This is a genomic window from Aliivibrio sifiae, assembly GCF_002954715.1.
In the GTDB taxonomy this organism is placed as follows: Bacteria; Pseudomonadota; Gammaproteobacteria; order Enterobacterales; family Vibrionaceae; genus Aliivibrio; species Aliivibrio sifiae.
Window position 1 is genome coordinate 2,127,451 of the sequence record NZ_MSCP01000001.1, and the last position, 21,239, is coordinate 2,148,689.

The following is a 21,239-nucleotide window of genomic DNA, read 5'->3' on the forward strand; positions in this document are numbered from 1 at the left end:
CCACAAGGCTTTGCTCTTTCTTAATCTAGCTTCTTCAAAAGTATTTATTTATCTTCTTCTTCGACTTCATCTCGGAAAACAACTAAACGCTTTGGAGCAACACGACCATCATTATCAATATGACCAACACCGATGAATAAACGATCTTCACCTGATGTCATACGAACGATGCCATCTTGTGGGGCGCCAAACACCTGAACAGGTTGTCCATGCAATACATGATCAGCCAATTCTGGGATCATATTAACTTCTGGTAAATCCTGTACTGCAGAGTCCATAGGCATAAGCAATGGATCAAGCAATTCACGAGGTGCAATTTCGTCACGATGCGCTTGTTCTAACAAGGCTTCAAGATGTTCAATAGTTACCATATTTTCATATTTGTAATTTGATACACCAGTACGACGTAAATACGTTACGTGCGCGCCACAACCTAGCATTTCGCCAAGATCATCCGTAATAGTTCGGATGTAAGTACCCTTAGAACAATGTACTTCCATCTCAACTTCATGACCTTCAAAACGGATCAATTCAATTGAATAAACCGTAATTTTACGAGACTCACGAGGAACTTCAATGCCTTCTCGAGCGTATTCATACAAAGGGCGACCTTGGTGTTTTAACGCTGAAAACATTGAAGGGATTTGATCTGTCGTACCACGGAACTTAGCAATACAACGCTCAAGCTGACCACGGTCAACTTTTACTTCACGAGTTTGAACTACTTCGCCATCAGAATCCGAAGTGTTAGTACGTTCACCAAGCTTAGCAACAACGCGGTATCGCTTATCAGAATCTAATAGAAACTGAGAGAACTTCGTCGCTTCACCAAAACATAATGGCAGCATACCTGTAGCAAGAGGATCAAGAGCACCGGTATGACCTGCTTTTTCAGCAAAGTAAATACGTTTTACTTTTTGTAGCGTATCGTTCGACGTAATTCCTGTAGGTTTATCAATTAAGATAACACCATTGACTGGACGACCCTTACGACGACGAGCCATTACTCTTCACCTTCATCTGATTCAGTACGACCAGATTCAGCCATTTTACGCTTATCTGTGTTTACAACGTCCGACACTAAATTAGACATACGCATACCTTCAACAAGTGTATTGTCGTAAGTAAAGCGAACTTCAGGCGTTAGACGATGACGAATACGCTTACCAAGCATCATTCGAACTGGCACTTCATGTTCTTTTAGTGCTGCTAGGCATGTTTCAGGCGTTTGATCACCAACACAGAAGAAAGTAACGAATACTTTTGCGTATGCAAGATCACGAGATACTTCAACATCAGAAATGGTAACCATACCGATGCGTGAATCACGAACTTCGCGTTGTAGAATTAGAGCTAATTCTTTTTGTAATTGTTGCGACACACGTTGTGTGCGGCTAAATTCTTTTGACATATCATTTCTCACTTAGAAAGATGGGGGGCTTGGTAATTACCAGCCCCCCATGGTGTATTCAACAACCGATTACTACTTATCGTTAATAATAACGTTAGTAATTATAGTCAATTAGTCAAGAGTACGTTTGATCTCAACAATTTCGAATACTTCGATTTGGTCGCCAGCGCGAACATCGTTGTAGTTCTTAACGCCGATACCACACTCGTAACCATTTTTAACTTCAGCAACGTCATCTTTGAAGCGACGTAGTGATTCAAGCTCACCTTCGTAGATAACTACGTTTTCACGTAGAACACGAATTGGGTTGTTACGCTTGATTGTACCTTCAGTAACCATACAACCAGCGATAGCGCCAAGTTTAGGAGACTTAAATACTTCACGTACTTGTGCAAGACCAATGATTTCTTGACGGAATTCAGGTGCAAGCATACCACCCATCGCTTGTTTAACTTCGTCAATCAATTGGTAGATGATTGAGTAGTAGCGAAGGTCTAGGTTTTCGTTTTCGATTGTACGACGAGCAGTCGCATCAGCACGAACGTTGAAGCCTAGAAGGATTGCATTAGATGCTGCTGCAAGTGTTGCGTCAGTTTCAGTAATACCACCAACACCAGAACCAATGATGTTCACTTTAACTTCGTCAGTAGACAGTTTAAGTAGTGAATCAGCGATTGCTTCAACAGAACCTTGAACGTCCGCTTTAAGTACAACGTTACATTCAGCAACTTCACCAGCTTCCATGTTTGCAAACATGTTTTCTAGTTTCGCTTTTTGTTGACGAGCTAGTTTAACATCACGGAATTTACCTTGACGGTAGTTAGCAACTTCACGCGCTTTACGCTCATCACGAACAACTGTTGCTTCATCACCTGATGCTGGAACGCCAGAAAGACCAAGAATTTCTACAGGAATAGATGGACCCGCAGATTCGATGTCTTTACCGTTTTCATCGCGCATTGCACGAACACGGCCATACTCTTGACCACAAAGAACGATATCGCCTTTGTTTAAAGTTCCTGATTGAACAAGAACAGTAGCTACTGGACCACGGCCTTTATCTAGACGAGATTCAACAACAACACCTGACGCCATACCTTCTTTAACCGCAGTTAATTCAAGTACTTCAGATTGAAGAAGGATAGCTTCTAGAAGACCTTCGATGTTCGTACCTTGCTTAGCAGAGATATGAACGAAGATGTTCTCGCCGCCCCACTCCTCAGGAATAACGTCGTATTGAGCAAGCTCATTTTTAACGTTATCTGGGTTAGCGCCTTCTTTATCGATTTTGTTTACAGCAACAATCAGAGGTACACCAGCCGCTTTTGCGTGTTGGATAGCTTCGATTGTTTGTGGCATAACACCATCATCTGCAGCAACAACAAGTACAACGATATCTGTCGCTTGAGCACCACGAGCACGCATAGCAGTAAAGGCTGCGTGTCCAGGAGTATCAAGGAAAGTGATCATACCGTTGTCAGTTTCAACGTGGTATGCACCGATGTGTTGTGTAATACCACCAGCTTCCGCATCAGCAACGTGTGCACGACGGATGTAATCCAGTGTAGAAGTTTTACCGTGGTCAACGTGACCCATGATAGTAACAACAGGTGCACGGCCTTCAACAGCAGCACTATTATCACGATCAGACAGTACCGCTTCTTCTAATTCGTTTTCTTTACGAAGAACCACTTTATGACCCATTTCTTCAGCAACTAGAGCAGCTGTTTCTTGGTCAATAACTTGGTTGATAGTCGCCATAGCGCCCATCTTCATCATAACTTTAATAACTTCAGTTGCTTTTACTGACATTTTGTTTGCCAGTTCAGAAACAACAATTGTCTCACCAATCGCAACATCTTGTTTAGCAACAGTTGCTGACTTATCAAAGCCATGCTGCATAGATGTTGGTTTGTTTACTTGAGGTTTCTTGTTGCGACCGCCACGTTGGTTACGACCACCGCGAGCTGGTTCAGCTGGTTTTGCTTTCTTCTTACGACGACGAGGTTGTTGCTCATCTTTACGGTCAGCAGCATCTTCCGCTTCACGAGCGTGAGATGAAGTTGTCACGTGATAATCTGCAGTTTTTTCAGCTGCTGATTTTTTCTGCTCTTCTTCTTTCCAACGAGCTTCATTTTCTTCAGCAAGTTTACGAGCATCTTCAACCAGTTTTGCAGCTTCTGCTTCTGCTTTACGAGTCGCTTCTTGTTCTTGACGAAGTTTTAGTTCATCAGCTTCTTTTTTTGCTTGATCGTTTTTAGTAGTCATTTCTTTTTTAGCCTTTTCGGTCTCAGCTTGCTTCGCTTTTTGTTCAGCGTCACGTTTTGCTTTAACCTCTGCTTCAGCATCACGCTTAGCTTTTTCTTCCGCTTCACGTTGTGCTTTCTGTTCAACTTCGCGAATTGCAGCATCCTCTGCATCACGTTTTGTTTGCTCTTCAGCTTCTGCTTTCAGCTGCTCAGTTTTCTTCTCTTCTTCAAGTGTGCTTGCTTTTACATAAGTACGTTTTTTACGTACTTCTACTTGCACATCTTTACTTTTACCGCCAGTACCAGCAACACTTAATGTACTACGAGTCTTACGTTGAAGAGTTAGACGGGTTGGTGAAGCACTTTCATCAGCACTACCATGCTCTTTCTTTAGGTGAACTAGCAACGATTGCTTTTCACCTTCAGAAACAGAATCGCCATCTTTTTTATTAATACCAGCATCTGAAAATTGCTGAAGTAAGCGGTCAACTGGAGTTCCAATTTCATCACTAAGTGCTTTTACCGTAAGCTTTGTCATACCGCTTCTCCTTGCTGAAATAATTATGCTTCGTCGCTAAACCAACAAATGTTACGTGCTGCCATGATTAACTCACCAGCACGAGCTTCCGTCAGGTCTTCAATATCAGACAGTTCATCAACACCTTGGTCTGCAAGATCTTCAAGTGTAATTACACCTTTAGCTGCAAGTTTAAACGCTAATTCACGTTCTAGACCGTCAAGTGCAAGTAGGTCTTCTGCTGGCTCAATACCATCAAGAGATTCTTCTTGCGCCAATGCAAGTGTTGTTAATGCTTCTTTAGCGCGAGTACGAAGAAGATCAACTGTTTCTTCGTTTAAAGCTTCAACTTCTAATAGTTCGTTTACAGGTACGTAAGCGATCTCTTCAAGCGTAGTGAAACCTTCTTCAACTAATAGTTGAGCAAAATCTTCATCGATATCTAAATGCTTAACAAATGCATCAATAGAGCCTTGAGCTTCTTCTTGGTGCTTCTTGTTAAGATCTGCAACTGTCATTACGTTTAATTCCCAACCAGTTAGTTGAGACGCTAGACGTACGTTTTGACCACTACGGCCAATTGCTTGTGCTAGGTTATCAGCTTCAACAGCAATATCCATCGTATTATTGTCTTCATCAACAATAATAGAAGCAACTTCAGCAGGAGCCATTGCATTGATAACGAATTGTGCAGGGTTATCATCCCAAAGCACTATATCAATACGCTCACCACCTAAATCGTTCGATACAGCTTGAACTCGAGCACCACGCATACCAACACACGCACCCACTGGGTCAATACGTTTGTCGTTAGTTTTCACTGCGATTTTAGCACGAGAACCTGGATCACGAGCAGCCGCTTTTAGTTCAATCAGTTCTTCACCGATTTCTGGCACTTCTACGCGGAATAGTTCAGTTAGCATAATGCCTTTTGAGCGAGTCATGAATAACTGGAAGCCACGAGCTTCTGGTTTAACTGCGTATAAAAGACCACGAACACGGTCACCTGGACGGAAGTTTTCACGTGGAAGTTGATCTTCACGTAAAATTACCGCTTCAGCGTTATTACCAAGATCAACGATGATAGCATCACGATTTACTTTTTTAACGATACCAGTGATTAACTCACCTTCGTTATCAATAAATTGTTCAACAATCATTGCACGTTCTGCTTCACGTACTTTTTGTACGATAACTTGTTTCGCTGTTTGTGTAGTAATACGGTCAAATGTTACTGACTCGATATCATCTTCAATGTAACCACCAACTTCGATAGTCTCATCTTCAAACTGTGCTGCTTCAATAGAAATTTCAAGCGTTGGATGTTCAACGTTTTCTACTGCAACCCAACGACGGAAAGTTTCAAAGTTACCTGTTTTGCGATCGATCGCTACACGTACTTCAATTTCCAATTCAGATTTTTTCTTTGTTGCTGTTGCTAGCGCGATTTCTAATGCTTCAAAAATTCGCTCACGAGGAACAGCTTTTTCATTTGATACTGCTTCTACAACAGCTAAGATTTCTTTGTTCATTTTAGCCTCTATCAGCCTTAAAATTTAGGAACTAAGTTCGCCTTTGAAATGTTGCTTAACGCAAATTCTTCATTGTTACCATCAACTGTAACCGTAACAATCTCACCGTTAATGTCTAGAATATCTCCTTTCCATTTACGACGGTTATTCATCGGCATCTTTAATACAAGGCTGACCTCGTGACCAACAAATTGTTGATAATGTGCTGCTTTAAACAGTGGACGTTCAAGACCTGGAGACGAAACCTCTAGGTTATATGCTACTGTAATTGGATCTTCTACATCCATTACTGCACTGATTTGACGACTGGCTTCTGCACAGTCCTCCACAAAGATGCCATTTTCATGGTCGATAAATACACGCAACGTTGAATGTTCACCCGCACGAATAAATTCCAAACCGACCAATTCATAACCTAAAGCACCAACAGGAGCCTCAAGCATTTCTGTTAGTTGTCTTTCTAATCCTGTCATTGATATCCCCTGAAAACAAAAAAAGGGCACTAAAGGCCCAATTCTTAAAAAACAGTCTGTTTCAGATAGCAAAAAACCCCGATAATTGCGGGGTTTAGTACTGCTGGACCCTGAATGCCACTTGCGTGACTTATCTAATAATAGCAATTACTCTTATTAGATAATTGGTTGCGGGAGCCGGATTTGAACCGACGACCTTCGGGTTATGAGCCCGACGAGCTACCAAGCTGCTCCATCCCGCGTCCGAAAAGAACAAAGAAAGTATAGTTTCTTTATCCTTTTATTACAAGAATCAGATTCTTGTCTGAATATGGTGCCGAGAGAGGGACTTGAACCCTCACACCATAAGGCACTAGCACCTCATGCTAGCGTGTCTACCAATTTCACCATCTCGGCTAAAGTCGTTTAAAGAGGTACGTCGCTGTTTCCAGTAGCAGGAACGTCACTCGTATTATCAGTTGTTTGCTCTGTTGCTTGTTGATCTAACTTAAGATCAAAGCCTTCAGATTTATGCGTAGACATATTGCCTAGCGCTAAGCTGATAATAAAAAATACTGTTGCACAAAGTGCAGTCATTCGGGTTAAAAAGTTTCCAGAGCCACCAGAGCCAAATACTGTATTTGATGCTCCAGCCCCAAATGAAGCTCCCATATCTGCGCCTTTACCGTGTTGTACCAATACTAGGCCAATTACACCGACTGCGGCAATCAGATAAATCACAAGTAGAATAGTATGCATTCCGTCACCCATGTATCTAATTAATGTACCGGTAGCCCATTGGCAACACCAGCGCCCTCTCAATTAAGAGGCCGAGGGATATTAACCAAACTAGGCTACTATGACAAGTTAAAATTAACAAAAAACGTTCAATTTCATTTAATTGGTTAAATTAACAGCTTTCCTTTACAGCATCAGCAATCTGAAGTGCATATTGCTGAACAAGCTCAGCATTTTCACCTTCAACCATAACGCGAATTAAAGGTTCAGTTCCTGATTTACGTAACAAAACTCGACCGTTATCACCTAATTTTGATTCAACATCAACTTGAGCTGCTTTAACTGCATCAGAATCAAGAGGGTTATTATCTCCAGTAAAACGTACATTTTCCAATACTTGTGGGAACATACTCATACCATTACATAATTCTTGTAATGACATTTTACTACCAACAATAGAAGCTATCACCTGAAGTGCCGCAACGATTGCATCGCCAGTCGTTACTTTATCCAATAAAATGACATGCCCTGAGTTCTCTGCACCTATCAACCAATTGTTTTCTAGTAGTTTCTCCATCACATAACGGTCACCTACATTCGAACGAATAAATGGAATACCAAGGTTACGTAGCGCAACTTCCATACCCATATTGGTCATTAGAGTACCAACAACACCGCCTTTCAACTCACCACGACGTAAAGCATCACGAGCAATAATATAAGCGATTTGGTCGCCATCAACCTTTTCACCAAACTCATCCACCATGATGATACGGTCGCCATCACCATCAAAAGCGACACCAAAATCAGCTTTTTCTTCTAATACTTTAGCTTGTAAGGCTCGAACATCTGTCGCCCCTACTTCATGGTTAATATTGGTGCCATTTGGCTCACAACCGATAGTAATGATCTCTGCACCAAGTTCTTTAAATACATTAGGTGCAATATGGTACGTTGCGCCATTTGCACAATCGATAACCATTTTAACACCAGCCAAACTCAGTTCTTTTGGAAATGTACTTTTACAAAATTCAATATAACGGCCGGCAGCATCATTTAAGCGAGATGCTTTACCTAGCAAAGCAGATTCAACACACGTCATTGGTTTATCTAGTTCTGCTTCTATCGCCATTTCAATGTCATCAGGAAGCTTTGTGCCTTCCGATGAGAAGAATTTAATACCATTATCGTAATAAGGATTATGAGATGCTGAAATAACAATCCCGGCTTCTGCACGGAATGTTTGCGTTAAATAGGCAACGGCAGGTGTTGGCATTGGCCCGGTAAATTTAGCTTTAAGACCTGCAGCCGCTAAACCTGCTTCTAATGCTGATTCCAACATGTAGCCTGAAATACGCGTATCTTTACCGATAATGACTTTTTTCGTACCTTGCTGTGCAAGTACCTTACCTGCAGCCCAGCCTAATTTCATTACAAAATCAGGTGTAATAGGCGCTTGACCAACCAACCCACGAACACCATCAGTTCCAAAATATTTACGTTCAGCCATGTTGTACTCCATGTTTTATTTTTAATAATTTATTTTAAATGAACAATTCTTTAGTCAGATACTTGTTCTAATGTTGCTTGGCAAACTTTCACTATATCCATAGTTTGTTCAAAATCATGAACTCGAATAATTTGTGCGCCTTTCATTGCAGCAATCGTCGCACACGCCAAGCTACCCGATATTGCCTCTTGAGGCTCAACATCTAGCAATTTAAAAATCATTGATTTACGAGACATTCCCGCCAATATAGGTAAACCTAACTGATGGAAACGTTCTAATTCTGCAAGTAGTTGGTAATTATGCGCCAACGTTTTACCAAATCCAAACCCAGGATCAAGAATTAACTTATCTTTTGCGATACCAACCGATTGGCATGCTGCAATTCTTTCCTCTAAAAAACAGGTTACATCAGTAAGCAGTTCAGTATAAGTAGGGTTAGATTGCATCGTACGTGGTTGCCCTTTCATATGCATTAAGCAGATAGGAACATTTGTTTTTGCAGCAACCTCTAATGCATTAGGCTCTTGTAATGCACGAACATCGTTAATTAAATCAGCCCCTGCTTTTACCGCCTCATTCATTACGACCGCTTTGCTGGTATCAATAGATATCCAAGTATCAAATCGCTGATGTATCGCTTCAATTATAGGAATGACACGTTCTAACTCTTCTTCGAGCCCAACATCTGGTGCTCCTGGTCTTGTTGACTCACCACCAATATCAATAAAACTAACACCAGCGTTTACCATTTTCTCTGCTTGTTTTAACGCAATATCTAGATTGGTAAATTTACCGCCATCAGAAAAAGAGTCCGGCGTAACATTAAGGATCGCCATCACATGAGAACGGTCTAATATTAACGTTTTATCTCTACTTATTAATTTCATGATCAGTCCTTTTAAAATACAAAAACCCCGAGCATAACTCGGGGTTTATTTCGTACTTAATTCATCTTATTTTTCTGATGAATCTGAATCTGTTTTAGTCTCTTCAGGCGCTTGAGGTTTTTCTTCCTCAGACTTCTCTTCAACTTTTGACTCTTCTTCACTTACTGGTTTCTCGTTTTTCTCTTGAGGTTTGGTTTGATTGTCATCTCCCCAACCTTGAGGTTCACGGATCTCAGTTTTTCGCTCCATCAAGTCATCAATTTGGCCAGCATCAATAGTTTCAAATGTCATTAACGCATCTTTCATTGCGTGCATGATATCCATATTATCTTCAAGGATCTGTCTAGCTCGTGCATAGTTGCGATCAATGATAGTACGAATTTCAGCATCAATTAATTTCAGCGTTTCAGGTGAAACATGTTTTGACTGATGAGAGCCACCATGACCAGAGAACGGGTCACCTTGATCTTCTGCATAAAGTAAAGGACCTAATGCATCAGAGAAACCCCATTGGGTTACCATTTTACGCGCAATATCAGTTGCACGTTCAATATCATTTGATGCACCAGTTGACACTTTATCTACACCGTAAATAAGTTCTTCAGCCAATCGACCACCATATAGACTTGAAATCATAGATTCTAAGTGTTGGCGGTTCATACTTACTCGATCTTGCTCAGGTAAGTACATCGTTACACCTAGCGCACGGCCACGTGGAATGATTGACACTTTATATACTGGATCATGCTCTGGCACTAAACGCCCAACAATCGCATGACCAGCTTCATGATAAGCTGTTGATGCTTTTGTTTCTTCTGACATTACCATTGATTTACGCTCTGCGCCCATCATGATTTTATCTTTAGCAAGTTCGAATTCAACCATCGAAACAACACGTTTATTAGTACGAGCGGCGAATAACGCAGCTTCGTTAACTAAGTTAGCTAAGTCAGCACCAGAGAAACCTGGTGTACCACGTGCAATTAGTGACGGTTCAACACCACCAGCTAATGGTACTTTACGCATGTGAACTTGAAGAATTTGTTCACGACCACGGATGTCAGGTAAACCTACAACAACTTGGCGGTCAAAACGGCCTGGACGTAATAACGCAGCATCCAGAACATCAGGACGGTTAGTTGCAGCAACAACGATAATACCTTCGTTACCTTCAAAACCATCCATTTCAACCAACATTTGGTTCAACGTTTGCTCACGCTCATCATTACCGCCACCAACACCTGCACCACGTTGGCGACCTACAGCATCGATTTCATCAATAAAGATGATACAAGGCGATGACTTTTTCGCTTGTTCAAACATGTCACGCACACGAGATGCACCAACACCAACAAACATTTCGACGAAATCAGAACCTGAAATAGAGAAGAAAGGTACTTTTGCTTCACCAGCGATGGCTTTTGCAATTAGAGTTTTACCTGTACCCGGTGGGCCAACTAATAAAACACCTGTTGGGATTTTACCACCTAGCTTCTGGAATCGGCTTGGCTCACGTAAGTAATCAACCAATTCTTTAACGTCTTCTTTTGCTTCATCACAACCGGCAACATCATCAAATGTTGTTTTGATCTGCTCTTCGGTCATCATCTTAGCTTTGCTTTTACCAAAGGACATTGCCCCTTTGCCACCGCCGCCTTGCATCTGACGCATAAAGAAGATCCAAACACCAATAAGAAGAATCATTGGGAACCACGAAATAAAGATAGACTCAAGTAAGCTCTGCTCTTCAGGTGGAGTTCCTTTAACGATTACATTTTGGTTAATAAGGTCATCAAGCAATTTAGGATCTTGGAATACAGGCATATACGTCACATAACGGCTACCGTCACGCTTCGTTACCTTGATTTCACGATTATTAAACGTTGCTTCTTGAACTTGACTATTACCAACTTCCTTTACAAAAGTGGTGTAATCAATCGAACGACCAGAGCTATCACTCGGTCCAAAGCTTTGGAATACCGACATTAAAACAACCGCGATAACCAGCCACAATATTAGATTTTTTGCCATGTCACTCAAGGTGTTAACCCCGCGTTAACTAAATAGATGAAAGATAGAGTACTACAGTTTATTAAGTGTAGCTACTACGTACGAATTATCCTTTGTAACCAGTGGCTACAATATACACTTCTCGAGAACGAGCTCGTGATGAATCAGGTTTTCTAATCTTGACCACTTTAAACATTTTACGAACTTCTTGTAAGTATTGATCAAAGCTTTCACCTTGGAATACTTTAACTGTGAAGCTACCGTTTGGAGCCAATACTTGACGGCACATATCCAACGCTAACTCAACAAGATACATAGCTCTTGGTTGATCAACGGCTTGGTTACCACTCATATTTGGCGCCATATCAGACATCACTACATCTACCATATCTGGTTGTATGCGTTCAAGCAATGCGTTCAATACTGCTTCTTCCCTAAAGTCCCCCTGCAGAAAGCTTACACCAGCGATTGAATCCATTGCTAAAATATCACAAGCGATAACTTGCCCAGAATCGCCAACTTGCTCAACCGCATATTGTGACCACCCACCAGGAGCAGCACCAAGGTCAACAACCGTCATTCCTGGCTTTAATAGCTTGTCTTTATTTTGAATTTCTTCAATCTTAAAAATAGCACGAGAGCGATAGCCTCTTTTTTGCGCTTCAAGAACGTATTTATCATCAAAATGTTCTTTTAACCAGCGGCCAGAGCTTGCTGAAAGTTTATTCTTACTCATGCATTACCTAAAAATACTTAATTTAAATTGGAAGACTGAAACAAAAAATAGTCTTCAGGGATAGATGGCGTTAGAATAGGCTGTTTTCAACCCTTAATATAGAAATAATCGGGTATATATGAACCTAAGCACAAAACAGAAGCAACACCTTAAAGGCCTTGCTCACAATTTAAAACCCGTTGTTATGATGGGCTCAAATGGTCTTACTGAAGCTGTAGTGGCTGAAATTGAGATTGCGCTTAACCACCACGAGCTGATCAAAGTTAAAATCGCTTCTGAAGATCGTGACACTAAGCAATTGATTGTTGATGCAATCATTCGCGAAACTGAAGCTGAAAAAGTACAAGTTATCGGTAAGACTCTTGTATTATACCGCGCTAGCGAAGCTCGTAAAATCGAGATCCCTAGAAAATAATTTCTACATTTATTTTGTAAGAAATTAAAAAGGCCGTCTTAGTTCTCTTCTTAAAGATAACTACGCGGCCTTTATATTTTGAATCAATAGCTACAATTAAACGTACTCTACTTCTTCAATTTCAAATTCTTTAGTGCCGCCTGGCGTTTGAATATTTACTTCATCACCAGCCATTTTACCAATTAAACCACGAGCAATTGGTGAGTTCACTGAAATTCGACCTTCTTTGATGTTAGCTTCATCATCAGCAACAATCTGATATTTCACTTCATCATCAGTATTCACATCAATCAATGTTACCGTAGTACCGAAAATAATCTTACCCGTATTTACCATTTTAGTTACGTCAATCACATGGGCAACTGATAACTTATATTCGATATCACGGATCTGAGCTTCACAGATACCTTGCTCTTCACGAGCTGCATGATATTCAGCATTCTCTTTTAAGTCACCAAGTTCACGAGCTTCGCCAATTGCTTTTGAAATAAGAGGACGACGCTTTAATAATACATCTAACTCATCACGCAGTAGCTTTTCACCACGTACCGTCATTGGTACCTTATCCATATTTTCTACCTCTAAAGCTGAAATCACAAATTCAGCAAATAAAAATCCCACCAAGGGCACTCATAATAGCAAAATATTTGCTAAATAAGAAAACGACCTAAGTGTATCTGTTTAAATTTAATTTGCTCTAGTGTAAACAAAGAAATGCCTTTTATCACCTATCTATTGTTTGTTTCTGGTATTTGTTTTCAAGTAATGACTACAACATAAGTAAGAAGTTCGTCTCAAAAATAAAATTAAGCCCATATATCGACAAGGAGAAAAACATAAAGTGGGACAGTTATCACATTATTTTTATAGTTAAAGCTAAAAAAAACATAAAATACCATTAAGCTCAAAATCTAAGCAAACTTTATTTAAATTTTATAAACACCTGATTTTCAATGACAAGGTTCACAAAAAAATAATAAAAAACACTGTTCAATTGCAGTTTTTAGATTGTTTTACTAACCTTTTATCCGCAATAACCCTGAAAATAAGCTCATTGAAACAGTGAATGTAATTAATACTCGCCTTACAACCTAAGACGTTATCTATTACACTCTTCATTGAAAATGGACATAATCTCCTCCACCCTTATAGGAATTAGAACAATGATGAACAAAAAAGTACTAGCTCTAGCAGTAGCAGCAATTACTTCAGCTGGCGCAGTAAATGCAGCAGAAATTTACAAAGGCGCAGACCAAACTCTAGAAATGGGTGGCCGTGCTGAAGCTCGTCTATTCGCTCAAGATGGTGATGTTTCTGATAACTCTCGTATCCGTCTAAACTTTAAAGGCACTACTCAAATTTCTGACGGCCTATACGGTGTTGGTTTCTGGGAAGGTGAATTCACAACAAATGATAACGGTCTAGTTACTGATTCAGGTACTGATGGACTTGAAAACCGTTACGCATATGCTGGAATCGGTGGCAACTTCGGTGAAGTTTCTTACGGTAAAAACGATGGTGCTCTAGGCGTTATCACTGACTTTACCGATATCATGGCATACCACGGTAACTCAGCAGCGACTAAAATCTCTGTAGCTGACCGTACAAACAACAACCTTGGCTACAAAGGCACATTTGGTGACTTTTCTGCTAAAGCAAACTACCGCTTTGACGATGCTACAGGTGTAAATGCAGAATCTAACGATGGTTACGCTCTATCTGGTATCTACGCATTTGGTGACTCTGGTTTCAAACTAGGTGGCGGTTACGCAGACCAAGCTGATAGCAACGAAGCAATGCTAGCAGCGTCTATGGCAATGGGTGACCTATACTTCGCAGGTACTTTCACAACAGGTGAAGTTTCTAACGAAGATTACACTGGTTACGAAGTTGCTGCTGCATACACAATGGGTAAAACAGTATTTACATCAACGTACAACAATGCTGACCATGATGGTTCTCTAGCTACTTCAGGTAAGAACAACCTAAGTGCTGATAATCTAGCATTTGATGCAACTTACTACTTCAATGCTAACTTCCGTACTTACGCATCATACAACTTCAACCTACTTGATACTGATGGCAAAAAAGGCATCATTAAATCAATGACTGAAGATTCTGTAGCTCTAGGTATGCGTTACGACTTCTAATCAAGTTTAACTCTTCCTATTGTTAAAACGCTCACCTCGGTGGGCGTTTTTTATTTGTGATATTCCATTAATTTTTGCTCAATCATTACACATCACTCGCTGCAAACGATAAGATATACTCAATTATATTTATATTGAGTTCATCATGTCTTTTTCTCGTTTTACTCTTTTAAGCCTCGCTTTATTTTCTTGCTCAAGCTTTGCTAATAATATCCAAGAACACCTTGATTACCTTCCTTCAGGAAGTCGAGCGGCTGTTATTGTTGAATCATTACCAACACATGATATTGAATACCAACAAAAGCAAAATGAACTACTACCTCCAGCCAGTACATTAAAACTAGCGACAGCATTAGCAGCAAGGTTAGCTCTTGGCAAAGACTTCACCTTCTCTACTACGCTTTACAAACAAGATAACGATGTTGTACTTACTTTCACTGGTGACCCTTCCCTTTCAAGAGAACAATTATCTGCTCTTTTTAATGACAGCGCCTTAAAAACCATTAAAGGTGATTTATGGGTAGACGGAACAATCTTTACTGGTTATGAACGAGCAGTCGGTTGGCCTTGGGATATTCTGGGGGTTTGTTATAGCGCTCCATCAAGTGCATTAAGCATTGATGAAAACTGTGTACAAGCATCGATTACTACACATGATGATGGCAGCACTAAAGTCTTTGTTCCTATCCATCAGCCTATTTCGTTTTCCAGTAACGCTAAAAGTGTTACTCGAGAAGAACAAAAAAAATCATTCTGCGATCTAGAACTAACCACTCAAGGTAACCATTATGAGCTAAATGGCTGTTTGGTTAATCGTAACAAACCGCTTCCTCTCAAGTTTGCAGTGCAAGATACACAAGATTTCACCGAACAAACTGTTTTAAAAATTTTAGGTGAACATAATATTACCCTTAATGGTCAAGTCCGCTTTGGTAAACCTCAACAAGAACCTCAACCATTAACCGTATTAGCTCAGCATAAATCTAAACCTTTGATCGAATTACTAGAGCACATGCTGAAAAAATCGGACAATCATTACGCCGATAACTTAACTAAGATGTTAGGCCATTTGAATTATCAGCAAGCCGGTAACTTTACTAATGGCACAGCAGCTATTAAAGATATTCTATTAAAACAAGCAGATATTGATTTGAGTAATGCCGTGTTAGTTGATGGCTCAGGGCTTTCTCGCAATAACCGTATGACGGCAAATCAAATGAAATCAATTCTTCACTATATCTATAAATACGATAAAGAATTAGGGTTAATTGAGCTATTACCGACTTCAGGTATTGATGGCACATTAAAATATCGTAATAGCATGCGTAAAGAACCAATTAAAGGCAGTATGAAATCAAAAAGTGGTTCACTGTTTGGTAGCTATAACATGGCTGGATTTGTCGGTTTAGAAAATAAAGATCCGCAGTTGTTTGTTCAGTTTGTTGCTGATTACCACCCGGTTGCAGCAAAAGAGGGATCCACTCCTGTTGAGCGTCCTATTGATACCTTTGAGAAAAGCTTCTACCCAGAGTTAATTGAACTATCCAAAGATTAGGATCTCTTTCTCTAATTGATTTCATTAGATTAACTAGAAAAGATAAATGAAAAAATCCCGAAGAACTCTCATTCTTCGGGATTTTTTATTATGACTTAACTAAGATTGTTAATTAGCCAGTTTCGCGATTAAGCGTATTTAGTTGCTACTTTTGCGTGTAGCTCTTGAACCGAGTTAACCGTATTACGGTCATCAGCTTCATGTGCTAAACAGCTAGCAAATGCTGCATTTAGCGTTGTTGTGTAGTTTACTTTAGCTGCAAGTGCTCCACGGCGAAGAAGTTTTGAATCTTCAATCGCTTGACGACCAGATGCCGTATTTACGATGTAGGTATATTCGCCATTCTTGATACGGTCAAGAATGTGAGGGCGACCTTCGTGTACCTTGTTTACTAGACGAGGGTTAATTCCCGCTTCGCCAAGAATAACCGCAGTACCGTGTGTAGCATCTAATTGGTAACCAATTTTAATAAGGTGTTTTGCTAAATCTACAACACGTTTCTTATCGCCTTCACGAACAGAAAGTAATGCACGACCACCTTCTGGATACTCTTTGCTACAACCTAATTCTGCTTTAGCGAATGCTTCAGCAAATGTTGTACCAACACCCATAACTTCACCCGTTGAACGCATTTCTGGGCCTAACAATGGGTCAACACCAGGGAATTTGTTGAACGGTAATACGACTTCTTTAACGGAATAGTAAGGTGGGATAATCTCTTTAGTGAAACCTTGTGACTCTAGAGATTGACCAGCCATTACACGTGCAGCAATCTTAGCAACTGGCGCACCTGTTGCTTTAGATACGAATGGAACGGTACGTGCAGCACGTGGGTTCACTTCAATTAGATATACTTTGTTATCTTTAACAGCAAATTGTGTATTCATTAAGCCACGTACACCTAGCTCGAATGCCAGTTTGCGTACTTGGTCACGCATTACATCTTGGATTTCTTCGCTTAACGTATAAGCAGGAAGAGAGCACGCTGAGTCACCTGAGTGAACACCCGCTTGTTCGATGTGTTCCATGATACCAGCGATAACGACTTGCTCACCGTCACAGATCGCATCTACATCGACCTCGATTGCATCATCTAAGAAGCTATCAAGAAGTACTGGAGATTCATTTGAAACGCTAACCGCTTCATTGAAGTAACGACGTAAGTCTTGCTCATCGTATACGATTTCCATCGCACGACCACCAAGAACATATGAAGGACGAACAACTAATGGAAAACCGATTTCGCGAGACTTTTCAATCGCTTGTTCCATTGTTGTTACGGTTGCATTTTCTGGCTGTAAAAGCTCTAAACGGTCTACTGCAACTTGGAAACGCTCACGGTCTTCTGCACGGTCGATAGCGTCTGGGCTTGTACCAATAATTGGAACACCAGCAGCTTCAAGAGCACGAGCCAGTTTAAGTGGCGTTTGACCACCGTACTGAACGATAACGCCTTTTGGTTTTTCGATACGAACGATAGCTAATACATCTTCCAGTGTTACTGGTTCGAAGTACAGACGGTCAGACGTATCGTAATCAGTAGAAACAGTTTCAGGGTTACAGTTAACCATGATTGTTTCGTAACCATCTTCACGAAGTGCTAATGATGCATGTACACAACAGTAGTCAAATTCAATACCTTGGCCAATACGGTTTGGACCGCCGCCTAAGATCATGATCTTATCTTTATCTGTTGGATTTGCTTCACACTCTTCATCGTAAGATGAGTACATGTAAGCCGTATCTGATGAGAACTCAGCGGCACAGGTATCTACACGTTTGTAGACCGGGTGGATATCATGTTGGTCACGTAGGCGACGAATTTCACTTTCAGCTACACCTAGTAGTTTAGATAAACGTGCATCAGCAAAACCTTTACGTTTTAGTTGACGAAGTTTGTCTGCTGTTAAGCTAGCGAAACCGCCCGCTTTAACTTCAGCTTCCATCTTAACTAAATCTTCGATTTGAACTAGGAACCAACGATCAACGTTAGTTAAGTTAAATACACCATCCACTGACATACCAGCACGGAATGCATCGGCGATATACCAAATACGTTCAGCACCAGCGTCTTTCAATTCGTGACGGATCTTAGTTAATGCATCAGGAGCATCAAGATCAACCATTTCATCAAAACCATCCGCGCCAACTTCTAGGCCACGAAGTGCTTTTTGTAGTGACTCTTGTTGGTTACGACCGATGGCCATCACTTCACCAACTGATTTCATCTGTGTTGTTAGACGATCGTTAGCACCTGCGAATTTTTCGAAGTTAAAACGAGGGATCTTAGTAACAACATAATCGATCGTTGGTTCAAATGATGCTGGCGTTGCACCACCAGTAATGTCGTTCATTAACTCATCAAGCGTGTAACCAATCGCTAGTTTTGCTGCGATTTTTGCAATAGGGAAACCCGTTGCTTTAGACGCTAGAGCTGATGAACGTGATACACGTGGGTTCATCTCGATAACAACCATACGGCCGTCTTTTGGGTTAATACCAAACTGTACGTTTGAGCCGCCCGTTTCAACACCAATCTCACGCAGTACTGCTAGAGATGCATTACGCATTAATTGAAATTCTTTATCTGTTAGCGTTTGCGCTGGAGCCACGGTGATTGAATCACCCGTATGAATGCCCATTGCATCAAAGTTTTCAATAGTACATACGATAATACAGTTGTCGTTTTTATCACGAACCACTTCCATCTCGTACTCTTTCCAACCGATCAATGATTCATCGATTAAAAGCTCGTTGGTTGGAGAAAGATCCAAACCACCACGACAGATTTCTTCAAATTCTTCTTTGTTATACGCGATACCACCGCCCGTACCCCCCATCGTAAATGATGGACGAATGATACAAGGAAAGCCAACCATCTCTAGAACTTTGTAAGCTTCTTCCATTGATTTTGCCGTATCGGCTGTTGGGCACTCAAGACCAATCGCTTTCATTGCTTTATCGAAACGTGAACGGTCTTCTGCTTTATCAATTGCATCAGCCGTTGCACCAATCATCTCAACACCAAACTCAGCAAGCACACCGTGCTTTTCTAAATCAAGCGCACAGTTCAATGCCGTTTGGCCACCCATTGTAGGTAGAACTGCATCTGGACGTTCTTTTTCGATGATGTTACGAACCACTTCCCAATGGATAGGTTCAATATACGTTGCATCAGCCATGTCTGGGTCAGTCATGATTGTTGCTGGATTAGAGTTCACAAGAATAACGCGGTAGCCTTCTTCACGAAGTGCTTTACACGCTTGTGCACCAGAGTAGTCAAATTCACATGCTTGGCCGATTACGATTGGGCCTGCACCTAGAATTAGAACGCTTTTAATGTCAGTACGTTTTGGCATCTTATTACTACTCCGAATTAAGCTTTATGCTGCTGAATCAATTCAATGAAATGGTTAAACAATGGCGCTGCATCATGCGGGCCAGGGCTTGCTTCAGGGTGACCTTGGAAGCTAAATGCAGGCTTATCTGTACGATGAATACCTTGTAGTGTCCCATCAAACAGTGATTTGTGCGTTGCACGTAGATTTGCAGGAAGTGTTTCTTCATCTGCCGCAAAACCGTGGTTCTGTGCAGTAATCATAACCACATCACGATCCAAATCTTTAACTGGGTGGTTTGCACCGTGATGGCCAAACTTCATCTTAACGGTTTGAGCACCTGATGCTAAAGCAAGAATTTGGTGACCAAGACAGATACCAAAAATTGGTAGGCCTTTTTCTAGGAACACTTTTGTTGCTTCGATAGCGTAAGTACATGGAGCTGGATCACCAGGGCCATTTGATAGGAATACGCCATCTGGATTCATTGCTAACACTTCTTCAGCTGAAGTTTGAGCAGGAACAACCGTTAGACGACAACCGCGGTCTACTAACATGCGTAGGATGTTACGTTTTGCACCGAAATCGTAAGCAACAACGTGGAATGGTAATTCGCTGTCCGCTTTCTCTTCTGGCAGACCGCCAGTCAGTGTCCAAGAACCTTGCTTCCATTGGTAAGCTTCTGAAGTCGTTACTTCTTTCGCTAAATCCATTCCCTTAAGACCAGGAAACTCTTTTGCTTGAGCAAGTGCAAATGCTTCATCTAAGTTGCTTTCTTTTGTAGAAGAGCAAGCAACGATACAACCGTTTTGAGCACCTTTTTCACGCAAAATTCGAGTCAGCTTACGCGTATCGATATCAGCAATGCCGACGATATTTTGAGATTTAAGATATTCAGAAAGAGTTTGTTCACTGCGGAAGTTTGAAGCTAGGAGAGGAAGATCGCGAATCACAAGGCCTTGAGCGTGGATAGAAGAAGATTCTTCATCTTCGGAATTGATTCCGGTATTGCCAATGTGAGGATAAGTAAGAGTAACGATTTGTTGAGAATAGGAAGGATCAGTGAGAATTTCTTGGTACCCCGTCATCGAGGTATTAAAAACGACTTCACCAACGGCCGAGCCATCTGCTCCAATCGACTGACCGCGGAACACTGTCCCATCTTCTAGGACTAACAGCGCTGATTTACTCAAGACAACCTCCAAACATAATAAACATTCAACTTTACAACATAGTAATGCAAAATTGTTTTTTTGAAACCCAAAACTCGAACTTAAAGGTCGAATTTTGACAAATTGGCGAAATTTTAGAGATCTATAGGATAACTGTCAACAGAAAACACATCAATAAGTAACTTTTTTAGAGCCTTCATACCAAAAACATACTTTTAACCATTATTCTTTAAGACTTCCAACCAAATGTGATGATTATTTAGCCTTATTGTAATTTATTGCATACTCAATCTTTTTTATTAAAAAAAAATTACTCATAAAAATAAAGCAAACGTTAAAGCAAATAGTAAACTAGAGAAAATAAATGGTAAACAAAGAAAATACACAATAACCCTCAAAACAAGCACTAAACTCACAAAGGAAATTCACTCAATCATAAGAAATAAATTGATACAAAAAGAGAACACCTCACTTTACAGTCAGTCATACCTGCATAAAATATGATTACAAACTTATTAATCATAAAAAAAAAGCCCGAATCAATTATGATTCGGGCTTAATTAAAAA

Annotated in this window: 16 protein-coding genes and 2 tRNA genes; 3 read left to right on the plus strand and 15 right to left on the minus strand. The window is 40.6% G+C overall.

Annotated features, from left to right (window positions below; all coding sequences use genetic code 11):
* Positions 1–44: 44 nt before the first annotated feature.
* The 12 genes from truB to rlmE form a co-directional block, all read right to left on the minus strand.
* On the minus strand, positions 45–1,004 hold the full coding sequence (truB, locus tag BTO23_RS09520) for a tRNA pseudouridine(55) synthase TruB (protein WP_060992442.1): 960 nt from the start codon (positions 1,002–1,004) through the stop codon (positions 45–47).
* Positions 1,004–1,411, minus strand: a complete 408-nt coding sequence (gene rbfA / locus BTO23_RS09525; protein WP_060992443.1) for a 30S ribosome-binding factor RbfA — start codon at positions 1,409–1,411, stop codon at positions 1,004–1,006. The genes truB and rbfA overlap by 1 nt, the downstream gene beginning before the upstream one ends.
* Before the next feature lie 111 nt (positions 1,412–1,522).
* The gene (gene infB / locus BTO23_RS09530; RefSeq protein ID WP_060992444.1) at positions 1,523–4,198 is read right to left on the minus strand and encodes a translation initiation factor IF-2; all 2,676 of its coding nucleotides are present in this window, start codon (positions 4,196–4,198) and stop codon (positions 1,523–1,525) included.
* Positions 4,199–4,221: 23 nt separating this feature from the next.
* Positions 4,222–5,709 carry a transcription termination factor NusA gene (nusA, locus tag BTO23_RS09535; protein WP_060992445.1) on the minus strand — a complete coding sequence of 496 codons (1,488 nt, stop codon included), beginning with the start codon at positions 5,707–5,709 and terminating at the stop codon, positions 4,222–4,224.
* A gap of 17 nt (positions 5,710–5,726) precedes the next feature.
* On the minus strand, positions 5,727–6,182 hold the full coding sequence (gene rimP, locus BTO23_RS09540) for a ribosome maturation factor RimP (protein WP_012549404.1): 456 nt from the start codon (positions 6,180–6,182) through the stop codon (positions 5,727–5,729).
* A gap of 165 nt (positions 6,183–6,347) precedes the next feature.
* Positions 6,348–6,424: transfer RNA gene (locus BTO23_RS09545), tRNA-Met, on the minus strand.
* A gap of 69 nt (positions 6,425–6,493) precedes the next feature.
* Positions 6,494–6,578, minus strand: a tRNA-Leu gene (locus BTO23_RS09550).
* A gap of 9 nt (positions 6,579–6,587) precedes the next feature.
* Positions 6,588–6,920 (minus strand): preprotein translocase subunit SecG, encoded by a 333-nt coding sequence (secG, locus tag BTO23_RS09555; RefSeq protein ID WP_060992446.1) that lies wholly within the window; start codon positions 6,918–6,920, stop codon positions 6,588–6,590.
* A 151-nt stretch (positions 6,921–7,071) separates the two neighbouring features.
* Positions 7,072–8,409, minus strand: a complete 1,338-nt coding sequence (glmM, locus tag BTO23_RS09560; RefSeq protein WP_060992447.1) for a phosphoglucosamine mutase — start codon at positions 8,407–8,409, stop codon at positions 7,072–7,074.
* Positions 8,410–8,459: 50 nt separating this feature from the next.
* Positions 8,460–9,296: a dihydropteroate synthase gene (gene folP / locus BTO23_RS09565; RefSeq protein WP_060992448.1), complete on the minus strand. Its 837-nt coding sequence runs from the start codon at positions 9,294–9,296 to the stop codon at positions 8,460–8,462.
* A gap of 66 nt (positions 9,297–9,362) precedes the next feature.
* Positions 9,363–11,327 (minus strand): ATP-dependent zinc metalloprotease FtsH, encoded by a 1,965-nt coding sequence (gene ftsH, locus BTO23_RS09570; RefSeq protein ID WP_061004579.1) that lies wholly within the window; start codon positions 11,325–11,327, stop codon positions 9,363–9,365.
* Positions 11,328–11,412: 85 nt separating this feature from the next.
* Positions 11,413–12,042 (minus strand): 23S rRNA (uridine(2552)-2'-O)-methyltransferase RlmE, encoded by a 630-nt coding sequence (rlmE, locus tag BTO23_RS09575; protein ID WP_060992450.1) that lies wholly within the window; start codon positions 12,040–12,042, stop codon positions 11,413–11,415.
* A gap of 118 nt (positions 12,043–12,160) precedes the next feature.
* Here rlmE and yhbY point away from each other — a divergent pair, with 118 nt between their 5' ends.
* Positions 12,161–12,457: a ribosome assembly RNA-binding protein YhbY gene (yhbY, locus tag BTO23_RS09580; protein ID WP_060992451.1), complete on the plus strand. Its 297-nt coding sequence runs from the start codon at positions 12,161–12,163 to the stop codon at positions 12,455–12,457.
* 96 nt (positions 12,458–12,553) lie between these two features.
* On the opposite strand, the gene greA is transcribed toward yhbY, so the two are convergent.
* Positions 12,554–13,027: a transcription elongation factor GreA gene (gene greA / locus BTO23_RS09585; protein WP_060992743.1), complete on the minus strand. Its 474-nt coding sequence runs from the start codon at positions 13,025–13,027 to the stop codon at positions 12,554–12,556.
* Positions 13,028–13,623: 596 nt separating this feature from the next.
* On the opposite strand from greA, the gene BTO23_RS09590 reads away from it, so the two are divergent.
* Both BTO23_RS09590 and dacB read left to right on the plus strand, forming a co-directional pair.
* Positions 13,624–14,607, plus strand: coding sequence for a porin (locus BTO23_RS09590; RefSeq protein ID WP_172795088.1), 984 nt, complete (start codon positions 13,624–13,626; stop codon positions 14,605–14,607).
* A gap of 145 nt (positions 14,608–14,752) precedes the next feature.
* Positions 14,753–16,162: a serine-type D-Ala-D-Ala carboxypeptidase gene (gene dacB, locus BTO23_RS09595; protein ID WP_105063411.1), complete on the plus strand. Its 1,410-nt coding sequence runs from the start codon at positions 14,753–14,755 to the stop codon at positions 16,160–16,162.
* A 128-nt stretch (positions 16,163–16,290) separates the two neighbouring features.
* On the opposite strand, the gene carB is transcribed toward dacB, so the two are convergent.
* Both carB and carA read right to left on the minus strand, forming a co-directional pair.
* Positions 16,291–19,521 carry a carbamoyl-phosphate synthase large subunit gene (carB, locus tag BTO23_RS09600; RefSeq protein WP_061004583.1) on the minus strand — a complete coding sequence of 1,077 codons (3,231 nt, stop codon included), beginning with the start codon at positions 19,519–19,521 and terminating at the stop codon, positions 16,291–16,293.
* A gap of 17 nt (positions 19,522–19,538) precedes the next feature.
* On the minus strand, positions 19,539–20,693 hold the full coding sequence (gene carA, locus BTO23_RS09605) for a glutamine-hydrolyzing carbamoyl-phosphate synthase small subunit (protein ID WP_061004585.1): 1,155 nt from the start codon (positions 20,691–20,693) through the stop codon (positions 19,539–19,541).
* Between the last annotated feature and the right edge of the window lie 546 nt (positions 20,694–21,239).

Excerpts from the sequence above, each read along its gene's own strand:
- carB (WP_061004583.1), bottom strand. The coding sequence starts at position 19,521 with ATGCCAAAACGTACTGACATTAAAAGCGTTCTAATTCTAGGTGCAGGC.
- glmM (WP_060992447.1), bottom strand. The coding sequence starts at position 8,409 with ATGGCTGAACGTAAATATTTTGGAACTGATGGTGTTCGTGGGTTGGTT.
- infB (WP_060992444.1), bottom strand. The coding sequence starts at position 4,198 with ATGACAAAGCTTACGGTAAAAGCACTTAGTGATGAAATTGGAACTCCA.
- rimP (WP_012549404.1), bottom strand. The coding sequence starts at position 6,182 with ATGACAGGATTAGAAAGACAACTAACAGAAATGCTTGAGGCTCCTGTT.
- secG (WP_060992446.1), bottom strand. The coding sequence starts at position 6,920 with ATGCATACTATTCTACTTGTGATTTATCTGATTGCCGCAGTCGGTGTA.
- dacB (WP_105063411.1), top strand. The coding sequence starts at position 14,753 with ATGTCTTTTTCTCGTTTTACTCTTTTAAGCCTCGCTTTATTTTCTTGC.
- rbfA (WP_060992443.1), bottom strand. The coding sequence starts at position 1,411 with ATGTCAAAAGAATTTAGCCGCACACAACGTGTGTCGCAACAATTACAA.
- folP (WP_060992448.1), bottom strand. The coding sequence starts at position 9,296 with ATGAAATTAATAAGTAGAGATAAAACGTTAATATTAGACCGTTCTCAT.
- truB (WP_060992442.1), bottom strand. The coding sequence starts at position 1,004 with ATGGCTCGTCGTCGTAAGGGTCGTCCAGTCAATGGTGTTATCTTAATT.
- nusA (WP_060992445.1), bottom strand. The coding sequence starts at position 5,709 with ATGAACAAAGAAATCTTAGCTGTTGTAGAAGCAGTATCAAATGAAAAA.
- rlmE (WP_060992450.1), bottom strand. The coding sequence starts at position 12,042 with ATGAGTAAGAATAAACTTTCAGCAAGCTCTGGCCGCTGGTTAAAAGAA.
- yhbY (WP_060992451.1), top strand. The coding sequence starts at position 12,161 with ATGAACCTAAGCACAAAACAGAAGCAACACCTTAAAGGCCTTGCTCAC.
- BTO23_RS09590 (WP_172795088.1), top strand. The coding sequence starts at position 13,624 with ATGAACAAAAAAGTACTAGCTCTAGCAGTAGCAGCAATTACTTCAGCT.
- greA (WP_060992743.1), bottom strand. The coding sequence starts at position 13,027 with ATGGATAAGGTACCAATGACGGTACGTGGTGAAAAGCTACTGCGTGAT.
- ftsH (WP_061004579.1), bottom strand. The coding sequence starts at position 11,327 with ATGGCAAAAAATCTAATATTGTGGCTGGTTATCGCGGTTGTTTTAATG.